Origin of the sequence: Rhodococcus sp. 24CO, assembly GCF_050586165.1 — a bacterium.
Lineage (GTDB): Bacteria > Actinomycetota > Actinomycetes > Mycobacteriales > Mycobacteriaceae > Rhodococcus_F.
On the sequence record NZ_JAZFNF010000011.1, the window covers coordinates 101,678 to 125,091 of the forward strand.

Below are 23,414 nucleotides of genomic sequence, written 5' to 3' on the forward strand. Positions count from 1 at the left end.
AGGAGTTACGACATGCCTGCTGTGACAGTCGAGAATATTTTGGCCCTGCCCCGGCTCGACGAGCCTGCAGCGTCCGCAGTCAGCCGTCCCGTCAAGAGCATCACGACCGCTCCGGTCGGTTACGAAGGCGAAGGCTTCCCCGTACACCGCGCATTCGCGGGCATCGATCTCTCCGCACTCGACCCGTTCATCCACATGGACCAGATGGGTGAGGTCAACTACGCCCCCGGAGAACCCAAGGGCACGCCCTGGCACCCGCACCGCGGGTTCGAAACCGTCACCTACATGATCGACGGCATCATGGAGCACCAGGACTCCAACGGCGGCGGCGGCATTATCGGCGGCGGAGACACGCAGTGGATGACCGCAGGTGGCGGCATCCTCCACATCGAGACTCCCCCGGAGCACCTCGTTGTCAGCGGCGGCCTCTTCCACGGCGTCCAACTGTGGGTGAACCTGCCCCGAGACAACAAGATGGCAGCGCCGCGGTACCAGGACATCACCGGAAACAAGGTCGCTCTGCTCTCGTCGCACGACGGCGGCGCACTGGTTCGCGTCATCGCCGGAGAGATCGCCGGCCACGCCGGACCGGGATCGACCTACACGCCCATCGCGCTGTCCCACACCACCATCGCACCGGGCGCCAGCGTCACCTTGCCGTGGAACCCCGAGTTCAACGCCATTGCGTACGTTCTTGCCGGTGAGGGAACCGTCGGCGCAGAGCGTCGGCCGATCCGAGCAGGCCAGACCGCCGTCTACGGACGCGGCGACTCCATCACCATCGCCGCATCCGATCGTCAGGATTCACGGACCGAATCGCTCGAGGTCTTCATCCTCGGCGGCAAGCCGATCCGCGAACCCATCGCCATGGCCGGACCGTTTGTCATGAACACCAAGTCCGAGGTCATGCAGGCATTCGAGGACTTCCAGGCCGGACGCCTCGGCTCCATCCCGGCAGCCCACGAAACTCTGAGCTGACATGTCATCGGTAGTAGTTCAGCGTGCGCATGAACGTGCGCACCTGAACTACGGCTGGCTCACGTCGCGTCACAGCTTCCCCTTCGCCGGAAACTTCGACCACGCCGCATACGCGCACGGACTACTTCTGGTCAACAACGACGACATCGTCGAAGCCGGCTCAGGTTTCGACACCCATCAACACCTCGATACCGAAATTGTGACGTGGGTGCTCAGCGGTTCCCTGGTCCACCAGGATTCAGCGGGGCACACCGGCGAAATTCATCGCGGCCTCGCGCAACGAATGAGCGCCGGAACCGGGATCCTGCATTCCGAGCGCAACGACACGCGGCGCGCTGACGGTACCCGCCACACCGAACCTGTCCATGTGGTTCAAATGTGGATTCCGCCAGACGAATCCGGGATCACTCCGAGCTATCAGGAACTCGACGTCAATACCGAACTCGACGCCGGTGGCCTGATCACCTTGGCGTCGGGAATGCCCGCGCACCGCGATCACAGCGCGATCACGCTTCACAACAAGTATGCGGCGCTGCACGTCGCACGACTCGAAACCGGCCAAGTCATCACACTTCCGGACGCTCCGTATCTTCACGCCTACATCCCGCAGGGCTCCGTCACCGTCGAGGACGTGGACACCCTCTCGACCGGAGATTCGTTGCGACTCAAGGAAACCGGTGGACATCGAGTCACCGCCGTGGAACCCGCAGAAGTTCTGATCTGGGAGATGCACGCCGGACTGCGGCCGCATCTCGTACGCTGAAAGCATTCGGCCCCAAAGGAGGAACGCCATGTCGGCGCTCACAACCCCGCACATCGACGTACACCGCAGCGGTGATCGCCTGAAATCCCGCATCTCCTGGCTTGATTCGAAGCATTCCTTCTCGTTCGGGCAGCACTACGACCCCGACAACACCCACCACGGCCTGCTCCTCGTCAACAACGACGACACCGTGCTCGCGGGCACCGGATTCGACACCCATCCGCACAAAGACATGGAAATCGTCACCTGGGTGCTGCGCGGTTCGCTCGTTCACCAGGACTCCATCGGGCACTCCGGTGTCATCTATCCCGGACTCGCGCAACGGATGAGCGCAGGCACCGGAATCATGCACAGCGAGAAGAACGACTCGTGGCGTCTGGGCGGCCAACAGCACTCCGATCCGGTGCACTTCATCCAGATGTGGGTAGCACCCGACGAGGGTGGACTGACTCCCGGATACGAACAACTCGAAATCGACGACGAACTCCTACGCGGCGGACTCATACCCGTCGCCTCCGGAATGGATCGCTACAAAGATCATTCGGCCATCCGGATCAACAACAAGTACGCGGCACTGCACGTGGCGCGGATTCTCCCCGGCACAAGCGTGACCCTGCCGAACGCCCCGTTCCTGCACGTTTTCGTGGCTGAAGGAACCGCAGAGATGGAGGGCACCGGCACCCTCTACGAAGGTGACGCCGTACGCATGAGCGACTCCGGCGGACAACTCGTCACCTCAGAAACCGGTGCCGAAGTGCTGGTCTGGGAGATGCACGCACGTATCGGTGGTTGAGACCCGGCGTCAGGTCACATCCCCGGTTCGGGCGATACTCGATGTATGAGCATCGACAACTCCGCGCCCACCGTCAAACTTGATCCCCTCAACACCTTGATGGATGTACGCGCAGTAGCGATCACGCCTGGCGATCTCACGTTCGCGCAGACGATCGGGGACCGCTTCCACGACCATCGCGGACGCACAGTGCTCGGATCGCTCGGCGTGATGATCGACGGCGCGATGGGCGGGGCTGTGTATTCAGGGCTCACCTCGGGCCACCAGTCGGTGCTCGCACAGGTCACGGTCAGCGCGGCCGCCGATATCCCGTCGACGGGAACGGTCGGAGCCACAGGGGCACTCATGCACCTCGATGACGGTGTCGGACTGGCATCGGGGCAACTACGCAGCGACGACAACACACTTCTGGCAGTGATGGCCGGGCGAGCCATGGTTGTCTCGCGGCCACCCGTCGTCGCACCCGACGATTACATAGCCGGCCCGGCCCTCGACGTGCCGGTTCCCGAGGACGTCAGTGACCTGAGTGGACTGAGCGGCTCTGACGTCGTCGAAGGGATCCTGGCTGGAACGCTCGAGCGTGGACCACTTGCCGGACTCCTCGATCTCACGCTGACCGAGGTGACACCAGGCTCTGTCGTCGGCGAACTCGCGCCGGTCGAATGGATGGCAAACCCCCTCGGCGCAGTACAGGGAGGCGTACTCATTTCCGCCGCCGACGCCATCACCGGACTCGCCGCACAAACCCTGACCACCGCCGAACAGGACTACCGAGTCCTCGACCACAAGATCGACTTCTTGCGCTCACCCGCCATCGGTGGTCCCGTCATGCGTGCCGAAGCCAGCGTGATCCGCGCCGGACGTAGGCTCGCACTCATCGAATCTCGCATCGTGGACCACACCGGACAGGTCTACATTCGCGCCACCTCGAGCGTCCAGATGATCTCCCAGCAAGTTCACAGCTGATAACCAGCCCCGCGCCAGGGCGTTCGTCCACCATTGATTCAACAGCCCAGATCAATGGAGGTAGACGCGTGAACAAAGACATCGAAGCCAGCCGGCAACGAGTGAGTCGCAGGCGAGCACTGGCACTCGGCGGCACCATCAGCCTTGGTGGACTCATCGCCGCATGTTCCGGCAACAGCGGCAGCAACTCCACGACGTCCTCTGCTGCGGCATCCACGACCACCGCCGGCACCAGTGCCACTGCGGCCTCGACTGCCTCCGGCGACGCTGTCACCGCGCTGCTTGCCAAGGCACCACAGTGCGTCATGAGCGAGGAAGAAACTCAGGGCCCGTACTGGTTCGACGTCGACTCCATCCGTAGCGACATCCGCGAGGACCGACCAGGCACTACCCTTCAGGTCGCACTGCGGGTGCAGGACAACAGCATCTGTAACGCCGACGGCACCGTCGGCGCCGTCAGCAACGCCGTCGTCGAAATCTGGCACTGCGACGCGGGCGGCGTGTACTCCGGCTTCGAGTCCGGTTCTCTGAGCGCAAACGGTGGCGGCGGCGGTGGAACTCCTCCGTCCGGTGGCATGGGCGAACCCCCGTCAGGCGGAATGGGTCAGCCCCCGTCAGGCGCACCCGGCGGCGGTATGGGCGGAGGCATGGGTTCGATGGGCGGCTCGGGTGAGACTTCCGACGGCTCGTACAGCGTCGGCGACAGCGAAGCCACCACTACCGACGACGGCACCTACCTGCGCGGCGCCCAGACCACGGACGCAAACGGCATCGCGCAGTTCACCACCATTTTCCCGGGCTGGTACATGGGCCGGACCACGCATATCCACGTCAAGGTGCACATCGACAAGAAGACCGTCCTCACCACGCAGACCTTCTTCGAGGAGACCCTTCTCGACGAGGTGTATGCCGTCAGCCCGTACAGCGAGCACACAGGCCGTGAGAACAACACCAACAATTCCAACGACAACATCTTCTCCGACACAGGCATGATGACCGTCGAAAAGCAGTCGGACGGCTCCTACCTCGCTGTCATCAACCTGGGCATCGACGCCTGACCCCGATCACCGGAAGCGGGCGGTTCAGTTGGCATCAATTGACGCTCACACCCGAACTTGTGGTGACGCAGATCGCCCGAGCACTGAACGGCTCACGATAACGACTGAGCGGATTGTGGTGATCGTGTAAGGATGGAGAAATGACCACGGCTCATCGCTCAGGCATCGACCTCACCCACCTAGACAGCGAGACCCGCGCGCAGGACGACCTGTTCGTCCATGTCAACGGGAAATGGCTCGCCGAATACGAGATTCCCGCAGACCGCGCAGTCGACGGCGCTTTCCGCACGCTGTACGACAAGGCCGAGGAAGATGTGCAGACCATCATCACCGAGGCGTCGGCGTCGTCACCGGAGCCCGGTACCGACGCCCAACGCATCGGCGATCTGTACTCGAGTTTCATGGATGCCGACGCTATCGAGGCTGCCGGTCTCACCCCGATCGACGACGAGCTCGACGCAATTGCGGACGCGGCCGATCGTTCTTCGCTGGCCACCGTGATCGGACGCCATCAGCGCACGGGTGTCGGCGGCGCCATCGCGCACTACGTCGACACCGATGCCAAGAACTCCGAGCGCTACCTCATTCACTTCAGCCAGTCGGGTATCAGCCTTCCCGACGAGTCGTACTACCGCGAAGACAACTACGCCGAAATTCGCGACAAGTTCGTCGCCCACGTCGAGAAGATGTTCAATCTCGCCGGACTCGGCTACGAGGCGCAGCGTGTGTTCGACCTCGAGAAGAAGATCGCGGCCGGGCACTGGGACGTCGTGAAGCGTCGTGACGCCGAGTTGAGCTACAACCTCGTCGAATTCGAGGAGCTCACCGAGCAGAACCCCGGATTGGATTGGGCTGCTTGGCTGTCCGGCTTGGGTACGACCTCCGAGAAGTTCGCGGAAATCGTAGTTCGCCAGCCCGGATTCCTGCACACCTTCACCGCACTGTGGGCGTCGGAAGAACTCGACGACTGGAAGGCATGGGCTGCCTGGAAAGTCATCCACGCGCGAGCCCCGTACCTGCATTCCTCGTTGGTGGACGAGAACTTCGCGTTCTACGGCACCGCGCTCTCGGGCACCGAAGAGAACCGTGAGCGCTGGAAGCGTGGCGTCGGCCTGGTCCAGGATCTGCTCGGCGAGGCCGTCGGCAAGCTGTACGTGGAGCGTCATTTCCCGGCCGAAGCCAAGGTTCGCATGCTGGAACTGGTCGGCAATCTGCAGGAAGCCTACCGCCGCAACATCTCCGACCTCGAGTGGATGAGCCCGGATACCCGCAAGGCCGCACTTGCCAAGCTGGACAAGTTCACTCCCAAGATCGGCTACCCCGACAAGTGGCGTGACTACTCAGGTCTCGAGATCTCGGCTACAGACGTCGTCGGCAACTACCGCCGCGGATACGCCGCGGAATACGACCGCGACCTCGCAAAGCTGGGTGGGCCAGTCGACCGCGACGAGTGGTTCATGACACCGCAGACGGTTAACGCGTACTACAACCCGGGTATGAACGAAATCGTGTTCCCCGCAGCCATTTTGCAGCCGCCGTTCTTCGACGCCGCCGCTGACGACGCCGCCAACTACGGTGGAATCGGTGCCGTCATCGGGCACGAGATCGGGCACGGTTTCGACGATCAGGGTGCCAAGTACGACGGCGACGGCAACATGGTCGACTGGTGGACCGACGACGATCGCACCGAATTCGGCAAGCGTACAAAGGCTTTGATCGAGCAGTACAACGAATTCGAACCCAAGGAACTGCCGGGTCATCATGTCAACGGCGAGTTCACGATCGGCGAGAACATCGGCGATCTGGGTGGCCTGTCCATCGCGATCGCGGCGTACAAGATCGCAACCGAAGGCACCGAACCGCCCGTCATCGACGGCCTCACCGGTTTGCAGCGCGTGTTCTTCGGTTGGGCTCAGGTGTGGCGGACCAAGGCACGCGAGGCCGAGGCACTGCGTCGGCTCGCCGTCGACCCGCATTCACCGCCGGAATTCCGCTGCAACGGCGTCGTCCGCAACCTCGACACCTTCCACGAGGAGTTCGACGTCAAGCCCGGTGATGCACTGTATTTGGAGCCCGAAAAGCGCGTAAAGATCTGGTAGGGGCAGGCCCCCTGTGCGCCTTTTCGGTAGTGCGAACTACCGAAAAGGCGCACGGGGCCGAAGGCCCTAAGCTCCGTACACCGGCGTCGGGGTCTCGGCCTTCTCCAACAGCGATGCCACGACGGGTCCGATTTCCTTCGGGTCCCAGCGATCACCCTTGTCTTCGCTCGGGCCGTGACGCCATCCTTCTGCGACGGTGATCTTGCCGCCCTCGATCTCGAAGACGCGTCCCGTGACGTCCTTGGACTCTGCGCTACCGAGCCACACGACGAGCGGTGAGACGTTCTCCGGAGCCATCGCGTCGAAGCCCTCTTCCGGAGCTGCCATCATCTCGGCCATTGCGCCGCCGGCACCGACCGTCATGCGGGTACGCGCGGACGGCGCGATTGCGTTGACGCTGACGCCGTAGTTCTTGAACTCTGCTGCTGCCTGGATGGTCATCTCGGCGATGCCGGCCTTGGCTGCGGCGTAGTTGCCCTGGCCGATGGAGCCCTGCAGGCCGGCGCCCGAGCTGGTGTTGATGATGCGTGCGTCGATCGGATTGCCGGCCTTGGCCTCGGCGCGCCAGTAGGCAGCGGCGTGGCGCAGGGGCGCGAAGTGGCCCTTGAGGTGGACGCGCGTGACGGCGTCCCACTCCGCTTCGCTCATGCCGACGAGCATGCGGTCACGCAGGAAGCCTGCGTTGTTGACCAGTACGTCGAGGCGACCGAAGTTGTCGATGGCGGTCTTGATGAGGTTTTCCGCACCCGCCCAGTCCGCGACGTCGTCACCGTTGACAACGGCCTCGCCGCCGGCCGCGATGATTTCGGCGACTACCTGCTCGGCCGGGCTCTCGCCGGTTGCGGAGCCGTCCGCGCCTGCGCCGATGTCGTTGACGACAACCTTGGCGCCCTCTGCCGCGAATGCCAGTGCGTGCGCGCGTCCGATACCGCGGCCTGCCCCGGTGATGATGACTACGCGTCCGTCGACCAATCCACTCATTTTTATCTCCTATTGCACTCTGCTCGGGCTTGTCGGCTCCGCTTGTGTGCTAACTTACCAAGCAATCGCTTGGTTTGGTACACAGACGTAAGGAAACCCGCTATGGGCATCAGCACCTCCTCCGACGGGACCGGCATCACCACGGTCACCATCGACTACGCACCGGTCAATGCAATCCCGTCGCAGGGATGGTTCGATCTCGCCGACGCGATCCTTGCCGCAGGTAAGGACCTCAGCACCCACGTCGTGATCCTGCGAGCCGAAGGCCGCGGATTCAACGCCGGCGTCGACATCAAGGAGATGCAGGCCACCGACGGCTACGACGCTCTTGTTGCCGCCAACCGCGGTTGCGCTGCTGCATTTGCCGCGGTTTACGACTGCGCCGTTCCGGTCGTCGTAGCAGTCAACGGCTTCTGCGTCGGCGGCGGCATCGGCCTGGTCGGCAACGCTGACGTCATCGTCGCTTCCGACGACGCGATCTTCTCGCTCCCCGAGGTCGACCGCGGTGCACTCGGCGCAGCCACGCACCTCGCTCGCCTGGTACCGCAGCACATGATGCGCACGCTCTACTACACGGCGCAGAGCGTCGACGCCCACACACTCAAGCAGTTCGGCAGCGTCTACGACGTCGTCCCGCGCGAGAAGCTCGACGATTGCGCCCGCGAGATCGCCGCCAAGATCGCCGCCAAGGACACCCGCATCATCCGGTGTGCAAAGGAAGCCATCAACGGCATCGACCCCGTCGACGTCAAGAGCAGCTACCGCCTCGAGCAGGGATACACCTTCGAGCTCAACCTGCTCGGTGTGTCCGACGAGCATCGCGACGAGTTCGTCGCAACCGGCAAGCCGCGTGAGAACGCAACCCAGAAGGAAGGCTGAGACATCATGGCTAGCAAGCGTGACAAGACAATGTCGCTCGACGAGGTTGTCGGCGAGCTTCGCTCCGGAATGACCATCGGATTGGGCGGCTGGGGATCTCGCCGTAAGCCGATGGCTTTCGTTCGCGCGATCCTGCGTTCGGACATCAAGGACCTGACGGTCGTCACGTACGGCGGACCGGATCTCGGCCTGCTGTGCTCGGCCGGCAAGGTCAAGAAGGCGTACTACGGCTTCGTGTCCCTGGACTCGGCTCCGTTCTACGATCCGTGGTTCGCCAAGGCGCGCACCAACGGTGAGATCGAGTCCCGTGAAATGGACGAGGGAATGGTCAAGTGCGGCCTCGAAGCTGCCGCTGCCCGTCTCCCCTTCCTGCCGATCCGCGCAGGCCTGGGATCCGATGTGCGTAACTTCTGGGGCGACGAGCTCAAGACCGTCACCTCCCCCTACCCCGAGGCCGACGGCCGCTCCGAGACCCTGATCGCGATGCCCGCGCTCAACCTCGACGCGTCGTTTGTTCACCTCAACCTCGGTGACAAGCACGGTAATGCCGCATACAACGGCGTCGACCCGTACTTCGACGATCTGTACTGCATGGCAGCGGAGAAGCGTTACGTCTCCGTGGAGCGCATCGTCGAAACCGAGGAACTGGTCAAATCGGTTCCGTTGCAGAATCTTCTGATCAACCGCATGATGGTCGACGGCGTCGTCGAGGCTCCGAACGGTGCACACTTCACCCTCGCCGGCGAAAGCTACGGCCGCGACGAGAAGTTCCAGCGTCACTACGCCGAAGCCGCAAAGACCCCCGAGTCGTGGCAGGCGTTTGTCGACACCTTCCTCTCCGGCAGCGAAGAGGACTACCAGGCAGCAGTAAAGAAGTTTGCAGACACATCAAAGGCAGGGGAGCAGGCGTCATGAGTGAATCCACCGTCACCCGCGCAGAATACGTAGTCCTGGCTTGCGCCGAAATCTTCTCCGGCGCAGGTGAAATCATGGCCAGCCCGATGTCGACGTCATCGACCATCGGCGCTCGCCTGGCTCGTCTGACCACCGAGCCCGATCTCCTGATCACCGACGGCGAAGCCCTCATCCTCGAGGACACCCCGGCAGTGGGAACGAAGGGCCCCATCGAAGGATGGATGCCGTTCCGCAAGGTGTTCGACGTGGTCGCTTCCGGTCGTCGCCACGTGGTCATGGGCGCAAACCAGCTCGACCGCCACGGTAACCAGAACCTCTCCGCTTTCGGCCCGCTTCAGCAGCCGTCGCGTCAGATGTTCGGTGTGCGCGGCGCTCCGGGCAACACGATCAACCACGCCACGAGCTACTTCGTCCCCAAGCACTCCAAGCGAGTGTTCGTCGACAAGGTCGACGTGGTGTGTGGTGTCGGCTACGACCAGATCGATCCCGAGAACCCGGCATACAAGTACCTCAACATCCCCCGCGTTGTCACCAACCTCGGTGTCTTCGACTTCGGCGGGCCGGGAAACACCTTCCGCGCGTTGAGCCTTCACCCCGGCGTCACGGCAGAAGAAGTTGCCGAGAACACCTCGTTCGAGGTTGCCGGGCTCGCCGAGGCCGGCGTCACCCGCGAGCCCACCGTAGAAGAGCTCCACCTCATCCGCGAGACCCTCGACCCGCGCAACCTGCGGGACCGTGAGGTCTCGGCATGACCCCCACTCTGAAGACTGCGCTGACCGAACTGGTCGGCGTGGACTACCCGATCGTGCAGACGGGTATGGGCTGGGTTTCCGGTCCGGCACTCACGTCGGCGACGGCTAACGCGGGCGGTCTCGGCATCCTGGCCTCGGCCACGATGACGTACGACGAGCTCGAACATGCGATCAAGAAGACGAAGCAGCTCACGACCAAGCCGTTCGGCGTCAACATGCGTGCCGACGCCACCGACGCGAACCAGCGCATCGATCTGCTCATCCGTGAAGGTGTCAAGGTTGCGTCATTTGCCCTGGCTCCCAAGAAGGATCTGATCTCCAAGCTCAAGGACAACGGCATCGTCGTCGTACCTTCCATCGGTGCTGCGAAGCATGCCGTGAAGGTTGCGTCCTGGGGCGCGGACGCAGTCGTCGTCCAGGGCGGCGAGGGTGGCGGTCACACCGGCGGCGTGGCAACGACGCTTCTCCTCCCCTCGGTCCTCGACGCCGTCGACATTCCGGTGATCGCCGGTGGCGGTTTCTTCGACGGTCGTGGGCTTACGGCTGCACTCGCGTACGGCGCTGCCGGTGTCGCAATGGGCACCCGTTTCCTGCTCACGAGCGATTCCTCGGTACCGGATTCCGTCAAGCAGGAATACCTCAAGCGCGGACTGACGGATACGACGGTTTCGCGCAAGGTCGACGGCATGCCGCACCGCGTGCTCAATACCGACCTGGTCAACAGCCTCGAAGGTTCCAGCTACGCAACCGGTTTGATCGCTGCCGCCAAGAACGCCATGAAGTTCAAGGCAATGACCGGCATGAAGTGGTCGACCCTCGCCAAGGACGGAATCGCGATGAAGCGATCCGGCGACCGCACCATCATGCAGATCATCATGGCTGCCAACACCCCGATGTTGCTCAAAGCCGGTCTGGTGGAAGGTAACACCGAAGCCGGTGTGCTGGCGTCGGGTCAGGTTGTCGGCATGATCAACGATCTGCCCAGCTGCAAGGAACTGATCGACAGCATCATGGAAGACGCCGTCAAGCGCATCGACGCGCTGGCTGCTCTTCGCTGAATCACGTAGCAATCACTGAGTGCGTCTCCCCACATCGGGGAGGCGCACTCAGTGCGTTAAGACAGTGTCGGGCACGGCTTTCATCGCGTCCGCCAACTCTGCCGCCATCGTGCCTTTGTTCTCCACCTCCACGGTGTCGCAGCCCTGCCAATGTGCAGTTCTGCGAAGGAGCTCCGCCAGCCGCGGCGCAGTGTCGGCGTCCGCAGTGGGTTCTGCCCACGCCGCGCGAACAAGCAACCGACGGTTCTGACGGTCATTCTTGAGATCGACTCGCGCACAGATCTTGTCGTCGATCAACACCGGCAGAACGTAGTAACCGTGCACCCGCTTGTGGGCGGGAGTGTAGATCTCGATCCGGTAGTGAAAGTCGAAGAGCCGCAACGCCCGATCACGCGCCCACACGACCGGATCGAAGGGAGACAACAGAGCGTCGGCCCGAATTACCCTGGGCCGCTTCGCCTGAGGGTCGATCCACACTTCCCGCGGCTTTCCCCGGCGCTCCCACCCCTCGACGGAGGCGGAGCGCACGCTGCCGGCGTCTTCGAGCTCTCGCAGTGCAACTCTCGTTTCGGCGCTGGGCAGTCGAAAGTAGTCGGCGATATCGTCGAGAGTGCCGAGCCCGTGTGCCCGCACTCCGCGCAGCACGAGCTCACGGATCGCGTCCGGCCGCTCCACCCGGGCGTCGAGGATTGCCGGCGGCAGCACGTGCTCGGCGAGTGCATAGCGACGTTCGAACCCCGCGCGACCTGCCGATACCACCTCACCCCACCGGAACAGGGTCTCCAGGCCGACCTTCACGTCGGACCATCCCCACCACGGTCCGCGCCGCGTGTTCGCGTCGTGCTCGACCTCACTCGCCGCCATCGGTCCGTTGTCTCGCAATTCACTGCGCAACCACTCGAGGAAGTCGAGCCGATCCGATGCCCATCCGTCCTTGTCGGCGAGGGCCTTGGCTCGAAACTGATCCATTCGCCAACGGAAAAGCGGCCACATGTCGACGGGCAAGCATGTCGCTTCGTGGCCCCAGTATTCGAGGTATCCCGATCCTGGTTCGAAGGCGAGCTGATCGAGTCTCGACTTGTCGTACGCGCCCATTCGCGCGTAGATCGGCAGATAATGACTGCGCTCGAAGACGTTGACAGAATCGATCTGTAGCACCTGCAATCGGTCCATGACCCCGACCAGGTTGCGTCGTGTCACGGATGCGGGGTGCGCTTTGCCGAACCCCTGAGCAGCAAGCGCGATGCGGCGCGCCGCGGCGGGAGACACAACTTCGCTCATACTCGTGAAGACTAGCCATCCCCTCCGACAGCAAAATCGGGAACCACGATTGAGCCCGGCAAGATCGGGTTACCCTCCAGTGTGGAATTTGACTGGCTCGAACTCGTGCTCACTGCCCACCGCGAATTCGGTTCACGACTCGCTCAGGTCGAGGACTGGAGTGTGCCTACCCCCGATTCCGACTGGCAGGTGGAACACCTGGTTCGTCATGTGATCGAGGAACAACAGTGGGTGCCTCCGCTGCTGTCCGGGCTCACCGTGGGCGAAGCGACCCCGGACATCGTTCCGGTTGGTGACGATCTGTGGACCGAATGGCAGAAGTACTCCGAGGCCGCGATCAACGCCTGGAAGTCGACAAACCTCGATACGCAGGTTCATCTGTCCTACGGCACGGTGAACATGGAGCCGTACCTGCGCCAGCAGACTTCCGACGTCACGATTCACGCGTGGGATCTGGCACGAGCGGTTGGTGCGGACGACCGACTGGACCCGACGCTCGTCGAAGCCGTCTGGTCCGATCTCGACGGTCAGCGCGACATGCTGTCCGAAAGCGGTTTGTTTGCCGCCCCGGTCGAGATTCCCGAGGACTCGCCTCTGCAGGACAGGCTGATGGCACTGACAGGCCGTGATCCGCGCTAGAGGAGATGCGCTAAAGGAGATCTGCCTCCGAGAAACGCCCTCTCAACTCGATGCCGATCTCGGCGTGACGGAGTAGCAACGACTTCTCGTCATACCCTTTACGACGCAACCAGAGCGTGACTTCGCTGTTGCATTTGCTGGCATTGCACGACGCGCATGCCGGCGCAATGTTGTCGAGCGTGTATCGGCCACCCCGCGAGATCGGGAGAACACAATCACGTTGCAGCGGTACGTCTTGCGCGCCGCAGTAGGCGCACCCGTCCCACGAGGATCTGAGTGCGGCCCACTGCTCGGTGCTGAGGTCGTGTGTCGTGCTGTCCATCCGGCGCTTACGTTTGCGCGCGTACCGGGCTTTGCGACTGCGGTTGATCGTCACCGCATCATGCTACTGACCGCCCCTAGACACCTACCGAGACACCCGCGGTGCGAGCGGCACCGTCCCACCCGCCGGCCGGTGCCGGAAGACCCAAGAGCGCAGCCACTGTCGGCGCCACGTCGATCGTGCGCACGGGGGTGTCGACGCGGCGGCCACCGTCGAGTCCAGGATGCCCACCACTGAGGAAGAACGGAATCGGCAGTGTCACGGAGTGGCCGTGATTACCCGGAATCGGGTTGGACAGCGGCGTCGGATCACTGAACCGCCATCCCTGTGCGCAGAACGCAACAACGTCGCCGGCCTTGTTGCCGAGATTGAATTCCGTTGGAAGATGGCTTGATTCGACGCCGTCGACAGCAGAGACAATTTCCTGAATACGTCGAACGGCCTCTGCCCGTTCCTCATCCGGCCCTACGAAGTAGATCAGATCGGCACCGCCGTTCTGCGCGATGCGGATCTTCCCGGCCAACAACGGATCTGCGTTGAGTGGCCGATCCAGCCCGATGAGTCGCGTCGGCTCCGACCAGTCCATCGAGTGATCGGCCAGCACGACGAGGACGCTCCGATTCCACCGTCCGGTGCTGTGAAGGAAGTCGACAAAGCGTCGTACCTGATTGTCGGTGTTCTGCAGTGCGGCGGTACGCGCGATTCGAATCGACGGCCCCGAAAGATCAAGGTGACCAACACGGTCCACGTCGCCGAGGTTGGTGAACGACAACCGCGGTGAGCTCTCGCCGACGATCCGGATCAACGCATCGATCGTGAAATTGTCCGGGGCATGCTCGGTGCCGGGAAGCAGCGGCTGCGGATCCCAGACAACGGATGCGCGATCACCGAACAGACCGTGTAGGTAATGCTTGGACAGCACACTAGCTGTGGTCAATCCGAGTTCGGTGCGCACGCGGTCGAGGACGGTCGACGCCTGCAGATCCGACGCCTGATCGAGGTCGCGTTTCTTGTCGATCGCCGGGTCGTAGACGGAATTGGCCGGCACACCTGAACGTGCGGGATACACCCCCGTCATCATTGCCGTGTGGTTGGGAAGCGTCTCGGCGATGTTGATCGCGCTGGCATTCGGGTAGTGAACACCGCCGGCAGCCAAACCCGTCAGCATCGGAGTGAGATCCGCTCGCAGTTCGTCCGGGCGCATACCGTCGACAACCATGACGTGGACGTCGACATCAGGAAGGCCCCCACCGGTAGGTACACCCGCGTGCGCGGGCGTCCCGAGCAAAGCTGTTCCCGCAAGTACACTTCCGCCGATCAGGACGTTGCGGCGGGAGAGTTCGAGGCTCACTGGTTGACTCCTGGTCGGTACGAGTTCGGGTCGAGAGGACTGAAGGACGGAGCTACCCTGCTCCCGACGCCGGCGGGCAGCCGGTAGCTGGTGGCGTAGTGGGCGTTGCTCTGTGGATCGGTGACGTTGTCGACGTAGTACCAGTCCATCTGCGTACCGTCGCGGGCGATGTCGAATACACCGTAGCCGTGCGAATCCAATTCGACGTACCGAACGTGACGATTGACCGCCTTGAACGCTTCTTCCGCCGCAACGGATGCGGTGCGCGGCGGCACTTTCAACATGTCGTCGATATTGGGAGAGGTCACCGACGGAACGACGAACTCCGCTCCGACGGTTGGCCCACCGGGATAGTTGGCGGCGTTGGTGGGCAGATCGCACGCCCACGACGTGTGAATATCGCCGGTGATGAAGACTGTGTTGTCAACGTTGTTCGAGGTAATGGCGTCGAACAGCCGTGTGCGGTCGGAGGTGTACCCGTCCCACTGATCGGTGTTGTACGGGAAACCCGCCTGCGGGAGTCCTACCAGTTCGGTCAGCGCCGCAGTGGTAGCCGGTTCGAGCGGCGGAAACACGCACGGCGTGATCATGACGGGATTGCCGACGATCTTCCATTGGGCCGGCGAGGTGACGATGCCGCTGGTGAGCCAATCCATTTGCGCGCGTCCGGTAATGGAGCGATTCGGGTCGTCGACCTGACGCAATGTCGGCTGCTCGTCGCGGTACGTGCGCAAATCCAGCATCGAGATTTCTGCCAGGTTCCCGAATCGGAACCGGCGGTACAATTGAACGCTCGAGCCACTGCCCGAAGGCCGAACCGGCATCCACTCGAAATAGGCCTTGGCCGAGTTGGCCTTTCGATCGGCCCAATCGCCTTCGCTTCCGGGAGTGTGATTTTCGGCGCCGTCCCGGAACGCATTGTCGGCCGATTCGTGGTCGTCCCACGTGGTGATGAACGGCAGTTTCAGATGCAGAGCAGCAAGGTCCGGGTCGGTCTTGTACTGCGCGTGCCGGATTCGATAGTCGGCCAGGGAAATGATCTCGTGTGCCGGTTCGTGCAGGCGTACAGATCCGTTTCTCGCACCGTATTCACCCTGGCCGTATTCGTAGATGTAATCGCCCAAGTGGATGATCGCATCGAGATCCTCACGGAACCCGAGGTGGCGGTAAGCGCCGAAATACCCGGCCTCCCAGTTGGAACAGGAGACAACACCGAAGCGCATCCGTTCGAGGTCCGCCGAATTCGACGGAGCAGTGCGCGTGCGGCCGACGGGGGAAACTACCGAACCGGTGGTGAATCGGTACCAGTACGTGGTGGACGAATCGAGTCCCGTCACATCAACTTTGGCAGTGTGGTCCGAACTTGCCGAAGCCACAACACTTCCCGACGCCACAACAGTCGCGAACCCCTCATCGGTCGCGACGTGCCAGTTCAGCGTCACTGCCGGCCCGATCCCCGAACCCGGGGTCGCGTCGGCCGTCGGGGTGATACGCGTCCAGATGATGACGGCGCCGGGCAGTGGGTCACCGGACGCAACTCCGTGGTTGAAGCCCGCGGTCACCGCGGCACTCGCACGGTTCGCCGAGGCGACACCGAGGCCCACTGCACCGGCAATGGCTGCCGAACTCTGCAGGAGGCCACGTCTGGTTATTCGATCAAAGGCATTCGTGTGCACGCTAGGAGTGAATCTGCATCTGAACAGATGTTCAAGAGAGCTTCGGAGTGTTCACCCAGGCTTCGCCTGTGCGTCTTTTCGGTGGTGCCGGCTACCAGAAGGGCGCACAGGTGGAGCCTATGCTTGGGAAATGACCGAACCCGACATCAAGCCCAGAAGTCGTGACGTCACCGACGGACTGGAAAAGACCGCAGCGCGAGGCATGTTGCGAGCAGTAGGAATGGGTGATGACGACTGGGTCAAGTCCCAGATCGGCGTCGCGTCCTCCTGGAACGAGATCACCCCGTGCAACCTGTCCCTCGACCGCCTGGCCAAAGCCGTCAAGGAAGGTGTCCGGGAGGGCGGTGGGTTCCCCCTCGAATTCGGCACCATCTCCGTCTCCGACGGCATTTCGATGGGTCACGAGGGTATGCACTTCTCCCTCGTCTCCCGTGAAGTCATCGCGGACAGCGTGGAAACCGTCATGCAGGCCGAGCGCCTCGACGGTTCGGTCCTCCTTGCCGGCTGCGACAAGTCACTGCCCGGCATGTTGATGGCGGCTGCCCGCCTCGACCTCGCCAGCGTGTTCCTCTACGCCGGTTCCACGTTGCCTGGCGTCGCAAAACTGTCCGACGGCACCGAACGCGAAGTCACCGTCATCGACGCCTTCGAAGCTGTGGGAGCGTGTGCCCGCGGACTGATGAGCCGCGAAGACGTCGACACCATCGAGCGCGCCATCTGCCCCGGCGAGGGTGCCTGCGGCGGTATGTACACCGCAAACACCATGGCCAGTGCTGCGGAGGCCATGGGTATGTCCCTTCCCGGCAGCGCGTCGCCGCCTGCGCCCGACCGTCGACGCGACGGATTCGCCCGCGAGAGCGGCAAAGCAGTCGTCGAACTCCTTCGCCGGGGAATCACTACCCGCGACATCCTCACCAAGGAAGCATTCGAGAACGCGATAGCCGTTGTCATGGCATTTGGTGGTTCCACCAACGCGGTGCTGCATCTCTTGGCTATCGCCCACGAAGCGTATGTCCCTCTGACACTCGACGATTTTGCTCGCGTCGGGGCCAAGGTTCCCCACCTCGCCGACGTGAAGCCCTTCGGAAAACACGTCATGACCGACGTCGACCGCATCGGCGGAGTTCCCGTCATCATGAAGGCGTTGCTCGACGCCGGTCTCATGCACGGCGATTGCCTGACCGTCACCGGCAAGACCGTGGCGGAGAATCTGGCGCACATCACCCCGCCCGATCCGGACGGCAAGGTTCTGCGGGCGATGAACAAGCCCATTCATCCGACCGGCGGCATCACGATCCTCAAGGGGTCGCTGGCTCCCGGCGGCGCAGTCGTCAAATCCGCCGGATTCGAGTCCGATGTATTCACTGGAACTGCACGAGTTTTCGAACGCGAACGCGCCGCGATGGACGCTCTCGAGGACGGCACGATCACTGCCGGCGATGTTGTGGTGATCCGGTACGAAGGGCCAAAGGGCGGCCCCGGAATGCGCGAGATGCTGGCCATTACCGGCGCCATCAAGGGCGCCGGCCTGGGCAAAGACGTCCTGCTGCTGACCGACGGTAGGTTCTCGGGCGGAACCACCGGCCTGTGCGTCGGACATGTCGCGCCCGAGGCTGTGGACGGCGGTCCCATCGCGTTTGTTCGTGACGGCGATCAGATCCGCCTCGACGTCAGTACCGGACTCTTGGAACTGCTTGTCGAGGACTCGGAACTGCTTGCCCGCAAAGAAGGTTGGGAGCCGCTGCCTCCGCGCTACACACGCGGCGTGCTGGCGAAGTACACCAAGCTGGTGGGATCAGCGTCAGGTGGAGCAGTGTGCGGCTGAACCCGAACAGATAGCGCGCTGATGCCAGATAGCGCGCTGATGCCAGATAGCGCACCGAGCTAGATCGGCTGGAACCCGGCACCGACGCCTCCATCGGAATTGATATCCGCGATGATCGAGGACATGTTGGTGCCGAGTTCCGGCCCCAGACACGGCACGTACAGGTAGGCGTTCACCATCGCCACCAATGTGGTTCCGACAGTGACGGGGGCTCCGGAATCGCCGTGGTCAACACACACCTGCGTCCAGGTCTGGGCGTCGGCGCTCAGATTTCCCCACACGACGCCGCACGTCTGCCCCGTTGTCCGGCCTTCTTTGCAGGCGATGGCCGGGAAGCTCGCGGGCTGGCCGATTGACGTGATGGTGGCGCTGTCAACCGTCCGCACCGGCGTCACCTTCGCAGGATTGAACTCGATGATCGCGTAGTCGAGCTCTGAATTGGACTTGACGAAGGTGCCGACAACCCCGGCTCCCTCGTCATCCTCCGGAACAACCGTCGACCCAGGTCCGCCGCAGTGACCTGCGGTGATCCCCACCAGTCGACCACCGTTGTCACGCCCGATCGTGGTCAACGTACATATCGTCTCGTCGCTGATGATGATGCCGCTGCCCCCTCCGAGGGGTGTCGCCGCGGCAACGGCCGTCCCACTGACCACCAACCCGAGTCCCAGTGCAATTACGACCGCCGCCAAAACGGAAATGATTCTCTGCAACATCACACACTCCCCGCCGAGATAGTCCCCGCTGCACAAATCGCATACCCCGGAAACTCGGCACCTACGCAGGAGAGTTACTCGTTGGTTCCCAGCGCTTCGAGCATCTTGCGTGCTTCTTCGAGTTGACGGCTGAGCTCGTCCACTCTGGCGGCCGCTGCGTCGCGCGCCTCCACGATGATCGATTCGACGGCTTCGATGGCCGTCGGCTCACCCAGTTCGCGGATTGCGCGCTCAACTGCATCGGGTGCCACCGGAACCGCTTTGCCCGGGCGCTTGGCTCCCAAAGTGACGGTGACGCTCCAGTCGTTGTCGGCGCCGGCATGGATGGTGACGCTGACACCTGGCGGCAGTTTCTTGGCACGCTTGACCGCCGGACGAGGCGCGGGAGCCGTAGCGGGCACAGCGGCCGGAGCGGCCGCTGCCGGTGCGGTTCGGGGCTTCGGCCGAGTTTCGACGAGTGGTTCCATGAGCGGTTCGGACTCCACAACTGGTTTAGGGCGGGGCGCCGGCTTGGGGGGCGTCGATGCCACGCGGTTGATGCGCAATTCCTCTGCCTCGAAGGGCAATTCGTCATTGACGCCCTTGGGGCGGATCAGCACGGTATTTCCGTCCACCGACACCACCTTCGCGGAAGTGCCTGCGTCGATGCCGAGGCTGGGAGTTGCCTCGCGCAGGTATACGGTGGCGCGTTTGCCTTCGGCGACTGCCGTGGCGAGAGCTGCCAAATTTTCCGCAGTGAGGTGATCCGGCGTTGATGCGGTAGCGCCGGAACGTCTACGGGGTGGCATGCGCAAATCCTTTCGAGAGTGTCGGTAGAGCTTTTCTCGGGGCAACTCTTGCACAGGGCACCGACGTGTTCCCGCGCAGCGCCGCTCAGGTTCGCCGAATTCAGTACTGTTCGGCGGAGCGCACGTGAAAGATAGTGTCGACAACACAGCACATGGGACGCAAGGAGCACAGTGAGCAGTTCGGAGTCAGCACCGATCGACGAGGGCACCGAACCATCCGCGTCACTGTCGCGAAGTGGGTTCGACGCCCCTACCTTCAGTCGCATTCAGTCCGACGTCGAAGAGTTCCTCCTCGGCGGTCCCCGGTGTTACACACAGTCTCAGATCGCCGAGTTCGCGGGTGTTTCCCGGGAGCGCGCAGATCGTTTGTGGGTCGCGATGGGATTTGCCGTCGACGACGACCCGAACGCCGTCATGTTCACCCAACAGGACGCCGATGCACTACAAGGCATCATTACCATGGTCGATCGTGGAATCATCTCGCGCAGTAGCGAAGTCGCTGCGGCACGCGCGCTGGGCCAATCGATGTCGCGTCTCGCCGAATGGCAGGTGTCGATCATCGGCACTCACATCGTCGATCAATTGACGGAGTCCGCGGATGACGATCCCGAGGCGATCCGCAAGCAAATTCTGAGACTCGGCGCCGAGATCATTCCCGCTGTCGAATCGCTCCAGACGTACGTGTGGAAGAGGCACATCGCAGCGTCGACGGGACGGAACGTCGGAAATCCCGGAGAAGAATTCTCCAGCCGGATCTTGATCGTCGGTTTTGCCGACATCGTCGGATACACCTCACTGACTCGGGGACTCGATCCCACCGAGTTGAACGATTTGCTCGAACGTTTCGAATCGGCGTCAACCGAAATCATCGGCCGTAACTTCGGGTGGGTCGTCAAAACCGTCGGTGACGAAGTGATGTTCGCTGTGGAAAGCGCCCATCACGCTGCCGAAATCGCCTTGCAGATTCAAAGCGCGGTGCTCGCCGACCACGACGATCCGCAACTGCGCGTGGGTCTTGCCATGGGTCCGACGCTCGTCAGGTTCGGCGATCTGTACGGGTCGGTGGTCAACAAAGCTGCCCGTCTCACCAGTTCCGCGCGTCCAGGCACGGTTCTGATCGATTCGGAATTGGCCGCCGCAGTGAGCGACGACGCCAATTTCAAGCTCCGCCACCTGCGGCCGCGACGCGTGCGTGGCATCGACCGCCTCGAGCAGTACGTACTACGACGCAATCTCGAACCGTAGCCATCTCCAACCGTAGCCATCTCGAACCGTGGCAATCGGGCTCACGCGCGCCTGGCAGCAAGGAAATCGTCGACTATCTGTGCGCACGCCGATTCCCCCAACGGGGTGAGGGTTGCCAATTTCGTGAGTACCAACGGGCCGACCAACTGCGCGAGCGCAACGTCGTAGTCGTACTCCCCCAACTCCTCGATTGCTTCGGGTGTACGCAGGACTCGGTCGAAGGCGTCCCGGTACTGCTCGATGATCATCTGCCGCAGCGACCGCATCTCCGGTTGACGCTCAGTCAATGCGGCCGCACTCGAGTAGCCCGTCAGATCGGGCCCCAAGCCAAGCCAGCACATCGCTGTGACCTGCACGGGGGCACTCTCGATGGCCTTGGCTTGACTGGTGAGAAGCTCGAGCAACTGCGTTCGCAGATCGCCCTCCCCCGACAGTGCCGGCACGGACGGCAGCAGCCGCGCAAACGCCGCGGCCACCAACTCGGTGCCGCTGTCGAAGTGCCGATACAACGTCGCGCGAGCAACATTCGCAAGCTTGGTGACGGCGTCGATCGTCACCGCGTCGACTCCGCCTTCGGCAAGAAGTGTTGTTGCAGCATCGAGCAATCGAGTCCGGGATCGCAGTTTGCGCGGATCCTCGTCTGCTGCCTGCCGATCAGCGCGAACCGTTGTCACAACCACAGTTATACCCAACCCGGGGTTGTGGAACTAGCATTCTCCCAACGATACTGATGGTCTCGTTTCTATGGGGAGGCTTCGTGACCAGTAAGACGGAGATCGAACAGAGCACCTGGACGCCGCGGCAGATCTGGATGCTGACCGTCTCCTGCTGCGCGGTGGCATTGGTGGTCGCAGCCATGGCCGCGCTCAACACCGCGCTCCCCGACATAGCCAGGGACACCGGCGCCACCCAAACTCAGCTCACCTGGATCGTCGACGGCTACACACTCGTTCTCGCCTGCCTGCTGCTGGCCGCCGGGGCCCTCGGTGACCGCTACGGCCGACGCGAACTGCTGATGTTCGGGTTGGTCGTCTTCGCGGCAGGCAGTGCGATCCCCGTCTTCATCGACGATCCGTCATGGATCATCGCCTCCCGAGTCGTCTCCGGAGTGGGTGCCGCATTTGTCATGCCTGCGACACTCTCGCTGCTCACGGCTGGTTTTCCGGCCACCCAACGCAGTCGAGCTGTCGGCGTGTGGTCCGGCGTGGCCGGCTCCGGCGCCATCGCCGGACTTGTCATTTCCGGTTTCCTGATCGAAAAGTGGTCGTGGCATTCGATATTCATCAGCCTCGCCGTCGTCTCGGGACTCATCCTGGTGGCCTCGTTCACCATCGCGTCCTCGAAGGACGAGGAGACAACTCCACTCGATTTCCTGGGCACAGCACTGATTGCCACGGCGATCGGCCTTTTTGTCCTCGGCATGATCGAAGCGCCCGTCCGCGGCTGGCTGAACCCTGTGGTTCTTGCGCTCCTGATCGGCGGAATCGCAACCGGTGTCGTATTCAGTTTCGTGGAATTGCGTTCCGCCCATCCACTTCTCGATGTCGGACTGTTTGCGAACCGCGCATTCGGCAGTAGCGCAACATCACTCGTGCTTCAGTTCCTCGCCACATTCGGCATGTTCTTCATGCTCGTGCAGTACCTGCAACTCGTGCTCGACTACTCACCACTGCAATCGGCACTCGCGCTTCTTCCGATGGCCGTCCCCGTCATGGCACTGTCCGTCGTGTCGCCGTTACTGATCCCGCTCGTCGGACTCCGAATTCTCACCGCAGTGGGAATCGCGCTTCTGGGTACAGGAATCGCACTCGTGACCCGGTTGGAGCTGGGATCGAGCTACGTCGACGTGTGCATTCCTCTGATCGTTGCCGCCATCGGATTGGGACTGTGCACCACACCCGCTACCGCCGCCATCGTGTCCAATACACCGGATGCCAAGCAGGGCGTCGCGTCGGCGATCAACGACGTCACCCGCGAAATCGGTTCTGCGATAGGCGTTGCGCTTGCTGGCAGCATCCTGGCCACGACGTACGCTCGGCACGTTCAACCGGCCGTCGACGTGCTGCCCGCGCCTGCGAAGGAACCGGTCTCGGGTTCCTTGGCGGCGGCCCTGCACATCGCGGAAGGCGCCGGACCACAAGGTGATCAACTGGCGGACTTCGCCCGTGAAGCCTTCATCGAAGGCATGAACCAAGCTGCACTGACCTTGGCCGTGATCATCTGGGTCTCTGCCGTCATCCTCGGATTCTGGGCGCCCGGACGGCAGAAAACCGCAAAGGCGCTGCCGTCGGAATCGACAGCAGCGCCTTTGGCTTGACAGCTAGTGAGT

22 protein-coding genes are annotated in these 23,414 nt (G+C 62.8%); 14 read left to right on the forward strand and 8 right to left on the reverse strand.

What is annotated here, in order from left to right:
• The first annotated feature begins 12 nt into the window (after positions 1 to 12).
• The 6 genes from V2B23_RS25770 (at position 13) to V2B23_RS25795 (ending at position 6,657) form a co-directional block, all read left to right on the forward strand.
• Positions 13 to 978: a pirin family protein gene (locus V2B23_RS25770; RefSeq protein ID WP_033236667.1), complete on the forward strand. Its 966-nt coding sequence runs from the start codon at positions 13 to 15 to the stop codon at positions 976 to 978.
• Between the two features lies 1 nt (position 979).
• A complete protein-coding gene (locus tag V2B23_RS25775; protein ID WP_430952902.1) occupies positions 980 to 1,741 on the forward strand; it encodes a pirin family protein in 762 nt (253 codons plus the stop codon).
• Positions 1,742 to 1,769: 28 nt separating this feature from the next.
• The gene (locus V2B23_RS25780) at positions 1,770 to 2,534 is read left to right on the forward strand and encodes a pirin family protein (RefSeq protein WP_430952903.1); all 765 of its coding nucleotides are present in this window, start codon (positions 1,770 to 1,772) and stop codon (positions 2,532 to 2,534) included.
• A gap of 45 nt (positions 2,535 to 2,579) precedes the next feature.
• Positions 2,580 to 3,500 (forward strand): PaaI family thioesterase, encoded by a 921-nt coding sequence (locus V2B23_RS25785; protein WP_430952904.1) that lies wholly within the window; start codon positions 2,580 to 2,582, stop codon positions 3,498 to 3,500.
• A gap of 68 nt (positions 3,501 to 3,568) precedes the next feature.
• Positions 3,569 to 4,558 carry a protocatechuate dioxygenase gene (locus tag V2B23_RS25790; protein WP_430952905.1) on the forward strand — a complete coding sequence of 330 codons (990 nt, stop codon included), beginning with the start codon at positions 3,569 to 3,571 and terminating at the stop codon, positions 4,556 to 4,558.
• Between the two features lie 140 nt (positions 4,559 to 4,698).
• A complete protein-coding gene (locus V2B23_RS25795; RefSeq protein WP_430952906.1) occupies positions 4,699 to 6,657 on the forward strand; it encodes a M13 family metallopeptidase in 1,959 nt (652 codons plus the stop codon).
• 66 nt (positions 6,658 to 6,723) lie between these two features.
• On the opposite strand, the gene V2B23_RS25800 is transcribed toward V2B23_RS25795, so the two are convergent.
• On the reverse strand, positions 6,724 to 7,638 hold the full coding sequence (locus V2B23_RS25800; protein ID WP_033236661.1) for an SDR family oxidoreductase: 915 nt from the start codon (positions 7,636 to 7,638) through the stop codon (positions 6,724 to 6,726).
• A 102-nt stretch (positions 7,639 to 7,740) separates the two neighbouring features.
• Between V2B23_RS25800 and echA20 the strand changes: the two genes are divergently transcribed.
• From echA20 to V2B23_RS25820, 4 genes are read left to right on the forward strand one after another with little or no spacing between them, the layout of a single operon-like run.
• The gene (gene echA20, locus V2B23_RS25805) at positions 7,741 to 8,517 is read left to right on the forward strand and encodes a (7aS)-7a-methyl-1,5-dioxo-2,3,5,6,7,7a-hexahydro-1H-indene-carboxyl-CoA hydrolase (RefSeq protein ID WP_430952907.1); all 777 of its coding nucleotides are present in this window, start codon (positions 7,741 to 7,743) and stop codon (positions 8,515 to 8,517) included.
• Between the two features lie 6 nt (positions 8,518 to 8,523).
• Positions 8,524 to 9,432: a cholesterol ring-cleaving hydrolase subunit IpdA gene (gene ipdA, locus V2B23_RS25810; RefSeq protein ID WP_430952908.1), complete on the forward strand. Its 909-nt coding sequence runs from the start codon at positions 8,524 to 8,526 to the stop codon at positions 9,430 to 9,432.
• Positions 9,429 to 10,184, forward strand: coding sequence for a CoA-transferase subunit beta (locus V2B23_RS25815; protein ID WP_033236658.1), 756 nt, complete (start codon positions 9,429 to 9,431; stop codon positions 10,182 to 10,184). Before ipdA ends, V2B23_RS25815 begins: the two co-directional genes overlap by 4 nt.
• A complete protein-coding gene (locus tag V2B23_RS25820; RefSeq protein WP_430952909.1) occupies positions 10,181 to 11,242 on the forward strand; it encodes an NAD(P)H-dependent flavin oxidoreductase in 1,062 nt (353 codons plus the stop codon). The genes V2B23_RS25815 and V2B23_RS25820 overlap by 4 nt, the downstream gene beginning before the upstream one ends.
• Before the next feature lie 48 nt (positions 11,243 to 11,290).
• Here V2B23_RS25820 and V2B23_RS25825 read toward each other — a convergent pair whose 3' ends face one another.
• A complete protein-coding gene (locus tag V2B23_RS25825) occupies positions 11,291 to 12,523 on the reverse strand; it encodes a winged helix-turn-helix domain-containing protein (RefSeq protein WP_430952910.1) in 1,233 nt (410 codons plus the stop codon).
• A gap of 81 nt (positions 12,524 to 12,604) precedes the next feature.
• On the opposite strand from V2B23_RS25825, the gene V2B23_RS25830 reads away from it, so the two are divergent.
• A complete protein-coding gene (locus V2B23_RS25830; protein WP_430952911.1) occupies positions 12,605 to 13,162 on the forward strand; it encodes a TIGR03086 family metal-binding protein in 558 nt (185 codons plus the stop codon).
• Between the two features lie 10 nt (positions 13,163 to 13,172).
• On the opposite strand, the gene V2B23_RS25835 is transcribed toward V2B23_RS25830, so the two are convergent.
• From V2B23_RS25835 to V2B23_RS25845, 3 genes are all read right to left on the reverse strand, one after another.
• On the reverse strand, positions 13,173 to 13,484 hold the full coding sequence (locus V2B23_RS25835) for an HNH endonuclease (protein ID WP_430952955.1): 312 nt from the start codon (positions 13,482 to 13,484) through the stop codon (positions 13,173 to 13,175).
• A 76-nt stretch (positions 13,485 to 13,560) separates the two neighbouring features.
• Positions 13,561 to 14,835 (reverse strand): alkaline phosphatase family protein, encoded by a 1,275-nt coding sequence (locus V2B23_RS25840; protein ID WP_430952912.1) that lies wholly within the window; start codon positions 14,833 to 14,835, stop codon positions 13,561 to 13,563.
• Complete coding sequence (locus V2B23_RS25845) at positions 14,832 to 16,511, reverse strand: alkaline phosphatase D family protein (protein WP_430952913.1); 1,680 nt, start codon at positions 16,509 to 16,511, stop codon at positions 14,832 to 14,834. The genes V2B23_RS25840 and V2B23_RS25845 overlap by 4 nt, the downstream gene beginning before the upstream one ends.
• Positions 16,512 to 16,641: 130 nt before the next feature.
• Between V2B23_RS25845 and ilvD the strand changes: the two genes are divergently transcribed.
• On the forward strand, positions 16,642 to 18,336 hold the full coding sequence (gene ilvD / locus V2B23_RS25850; RefSeq protein WP_430952914.1) for a dihydroxy-acid dehydratase: 1,695 nt from the start codon (positions 16,642 to 16,644) through the stop codon (positions 18,334 to 18,336).
• Positions 18,337 to 18,395: 59 nt separating this feature from the next.
• On the opposite strand, the gene V2B23_RS25855 is transcribed toward ilvD, so the two are convergent.
• Positions 18,396 to 19,052: a serine protease gene (locus V2B23_RS25855; RefSeq protein WP_430952915.1), complete on the reverse strand. Its 657-nt coding sequence runs from the start codon at positions 19,050 to 19,052 to the stop codon at positions 18,396 to 18,398.
• Between the two features lie 74 nt (positions 19,053 to 19,126).
• Positions 19,127 to 19,840 (reverse strand): DUF6319 family protein, encoded by a 714-nt coding sequence (locus V2B23_RS25860; protein ID WP_430952916.1) that lies wholly within the window; start codon positions 19,838 to 19,840, stop codon positions 19,127 to 19,129.
• A 195-nt stretch (positions 19,841 to 20,035) separates the two neighbouring features.
• On the opposite strand from V2B23_RS25860, the gene V2B23_RS25865 reads away from it, so the two are divergent.
• Entirely contained in the window at positions 20,036 to 21,085 is a 1,050-nt protein-coding gene (locus V2B23_RS25865; protein ID WP_430952956.1) for an adenylate/guanylate cyclase domain-containing protein, read from the forward strand.
• Between the two features lie 41 nt (positions 21,086 to 21,126).
• Here the strand turns inward: V2B23_RS25865 and V2B23_RS25870 are convergent, their stop codons facing one another.
• Positions 21,127 to 21,759, reverse strand: a complete 633-nt coding sequence (locus tag V2B23_RS25870) for a TetR/AcrR family transcriptional regulator (RefSeq protein WP_430952917.1) — start codon at positions 21,757 to 21,759, stop codon at positions 21,127 to 21,129.
• Positions 21,760 to 21,815: 56 nt separating this feature from the next.
• Here V2B23_RS25870 and V2B23_RS25875 point away from each other — a divergent pair, with 56 nt between their 5' ends.
• Complete coding sequence (locus V2B23_RS25875) at positions 21,816 to 23,402, forward strand: MFS transporter (protein ID WP_430952918.1); 1,587 nt, start codon at positions 21,816 to 21,818, stop codon at positions 23,400 to 23,402.
• Positions 23,403 to 23,414 lie beyond the last annotated feature (12 nt).

What these genes read in the sequence shown, in the direction of transcription:
- V2B23_RS25770 (WP_033236667.1), top strand. Translation starts at nt 13, where the DNA reads ATGCCTGCTGTGACAGTCGAGAATATTTTGGCCCTGCCCCGGCTCGAC.
- V2B23_RS25775 (WP_430952902.1), top strand. Translation starts at nt 980, where the DNA reads ATGTCATCGGTAGTAGTTCAGCGTGCGCATGAACGTGCGCACCTGAAC.
- V2B23_RS25780 (WP_430952903.1), top strand. Translation starts at nt 1,770, where the DNA reads ATGTCGGCGCTCACAACCCCGCACATCGACGTACACCGCAGCGGTGAT.
- V2B23_RS25785 (WP_430952904.1), top strand. Translation starts at nt 2,580, where the DNA reads ATGAGCATCGACAACTCCGCGCCCACCGTCAAACTTGATCCCCTCAAC.
- V2B23_RS25795 (WP_430952906.1), top strand. Translation starts at nt 4,699, where the DNA reads ATGACCACGGCTCATCGCTCAGGCATCGACCTCACCCACCTAGACAGC.
- V2B23_RS25800 (WP_033236661.1), bottom strand. Translation starts at nt 7,638, where the DNA reads ATGAGTGGATTGGTCGACGGACGCGTAGTCATCATCACCGGGGCAGGC.
- echA20 (WP_430952907.1), top strand. Translation starts at nt 7,741, where the DNA reads ATGGGCATCAGCACCTCCTCCGACGGGACCGGCATCACCACGGTCACC.
- ipdA (WP_430952908.1), top strand. Translation starts at nt 8,524, where the DNA reads ATGGCTAGCAAGCGTGACAAGACAATGTCGCTCGACGAGGTTGTCGGC.
- V2B23_RS25815 (WP_033236658.1), top strand. Translation starts at nt 9,429, where the DNA reads ATGAGTGAATCCACCGTCACCCGCGCAGAATACGTAGTCCTGGCTTGC.
- V2B23_RS25820 (WP_430952909.1), top strand. Translation starts at nt 10,181, where the DNA reads ATGACCCCCACTCTGAAGACTGCGCTGACCGAACTGGTCGGCGTGGAC.
- V2B23_RS25825 (WP_430952910.1), bottom strand. Translation starts at nt 12,523, where the DNA reads ATGAGCGAAGTTGTGTCTCCCGCCGCGGCGCGCCGCATCGCGCTTGCT.
- V2B23_RS25835 (WP_430952955.1), bottom strand. Translation starts at nt 13,484, where the DNA reads ATGGACAGCACGACACACGACCTCAGCACCGAGCAGTGGGCCGCACTC.
- ilvD (WP_430952914.1), top strand. Translation starts at nt 16,642, where the DNA reads ATGACCGAACCCGACATCAAGCCCAGAAGTCGTGACGTCACCGACGGA.
- V2B23_RS25855 (WP_430952915.1), bottom strand. Translation starts at nt 19,052, where the DNA reads ATGTTGCAGAGAATCATTTCCGTTTTGGCGGCGGTCGTAATTGCACTG.
- V2B23_RS25860 (WP_430952916.1), bottom strand. Translation starts at nt 19,840, where the DNA reads ATGCCACCCCGTAGACGTTCCGGCGCTACCGCATCAACGCCGGATCAC.
- V2B23_RS25875 (WP_430952918.1), top strand. Translation starts at nt 21,816, where the DNA reads ATGGTCTCGTTTCTATGGGGAGGCTTCGTGACCAGTAAGACGGAGATC.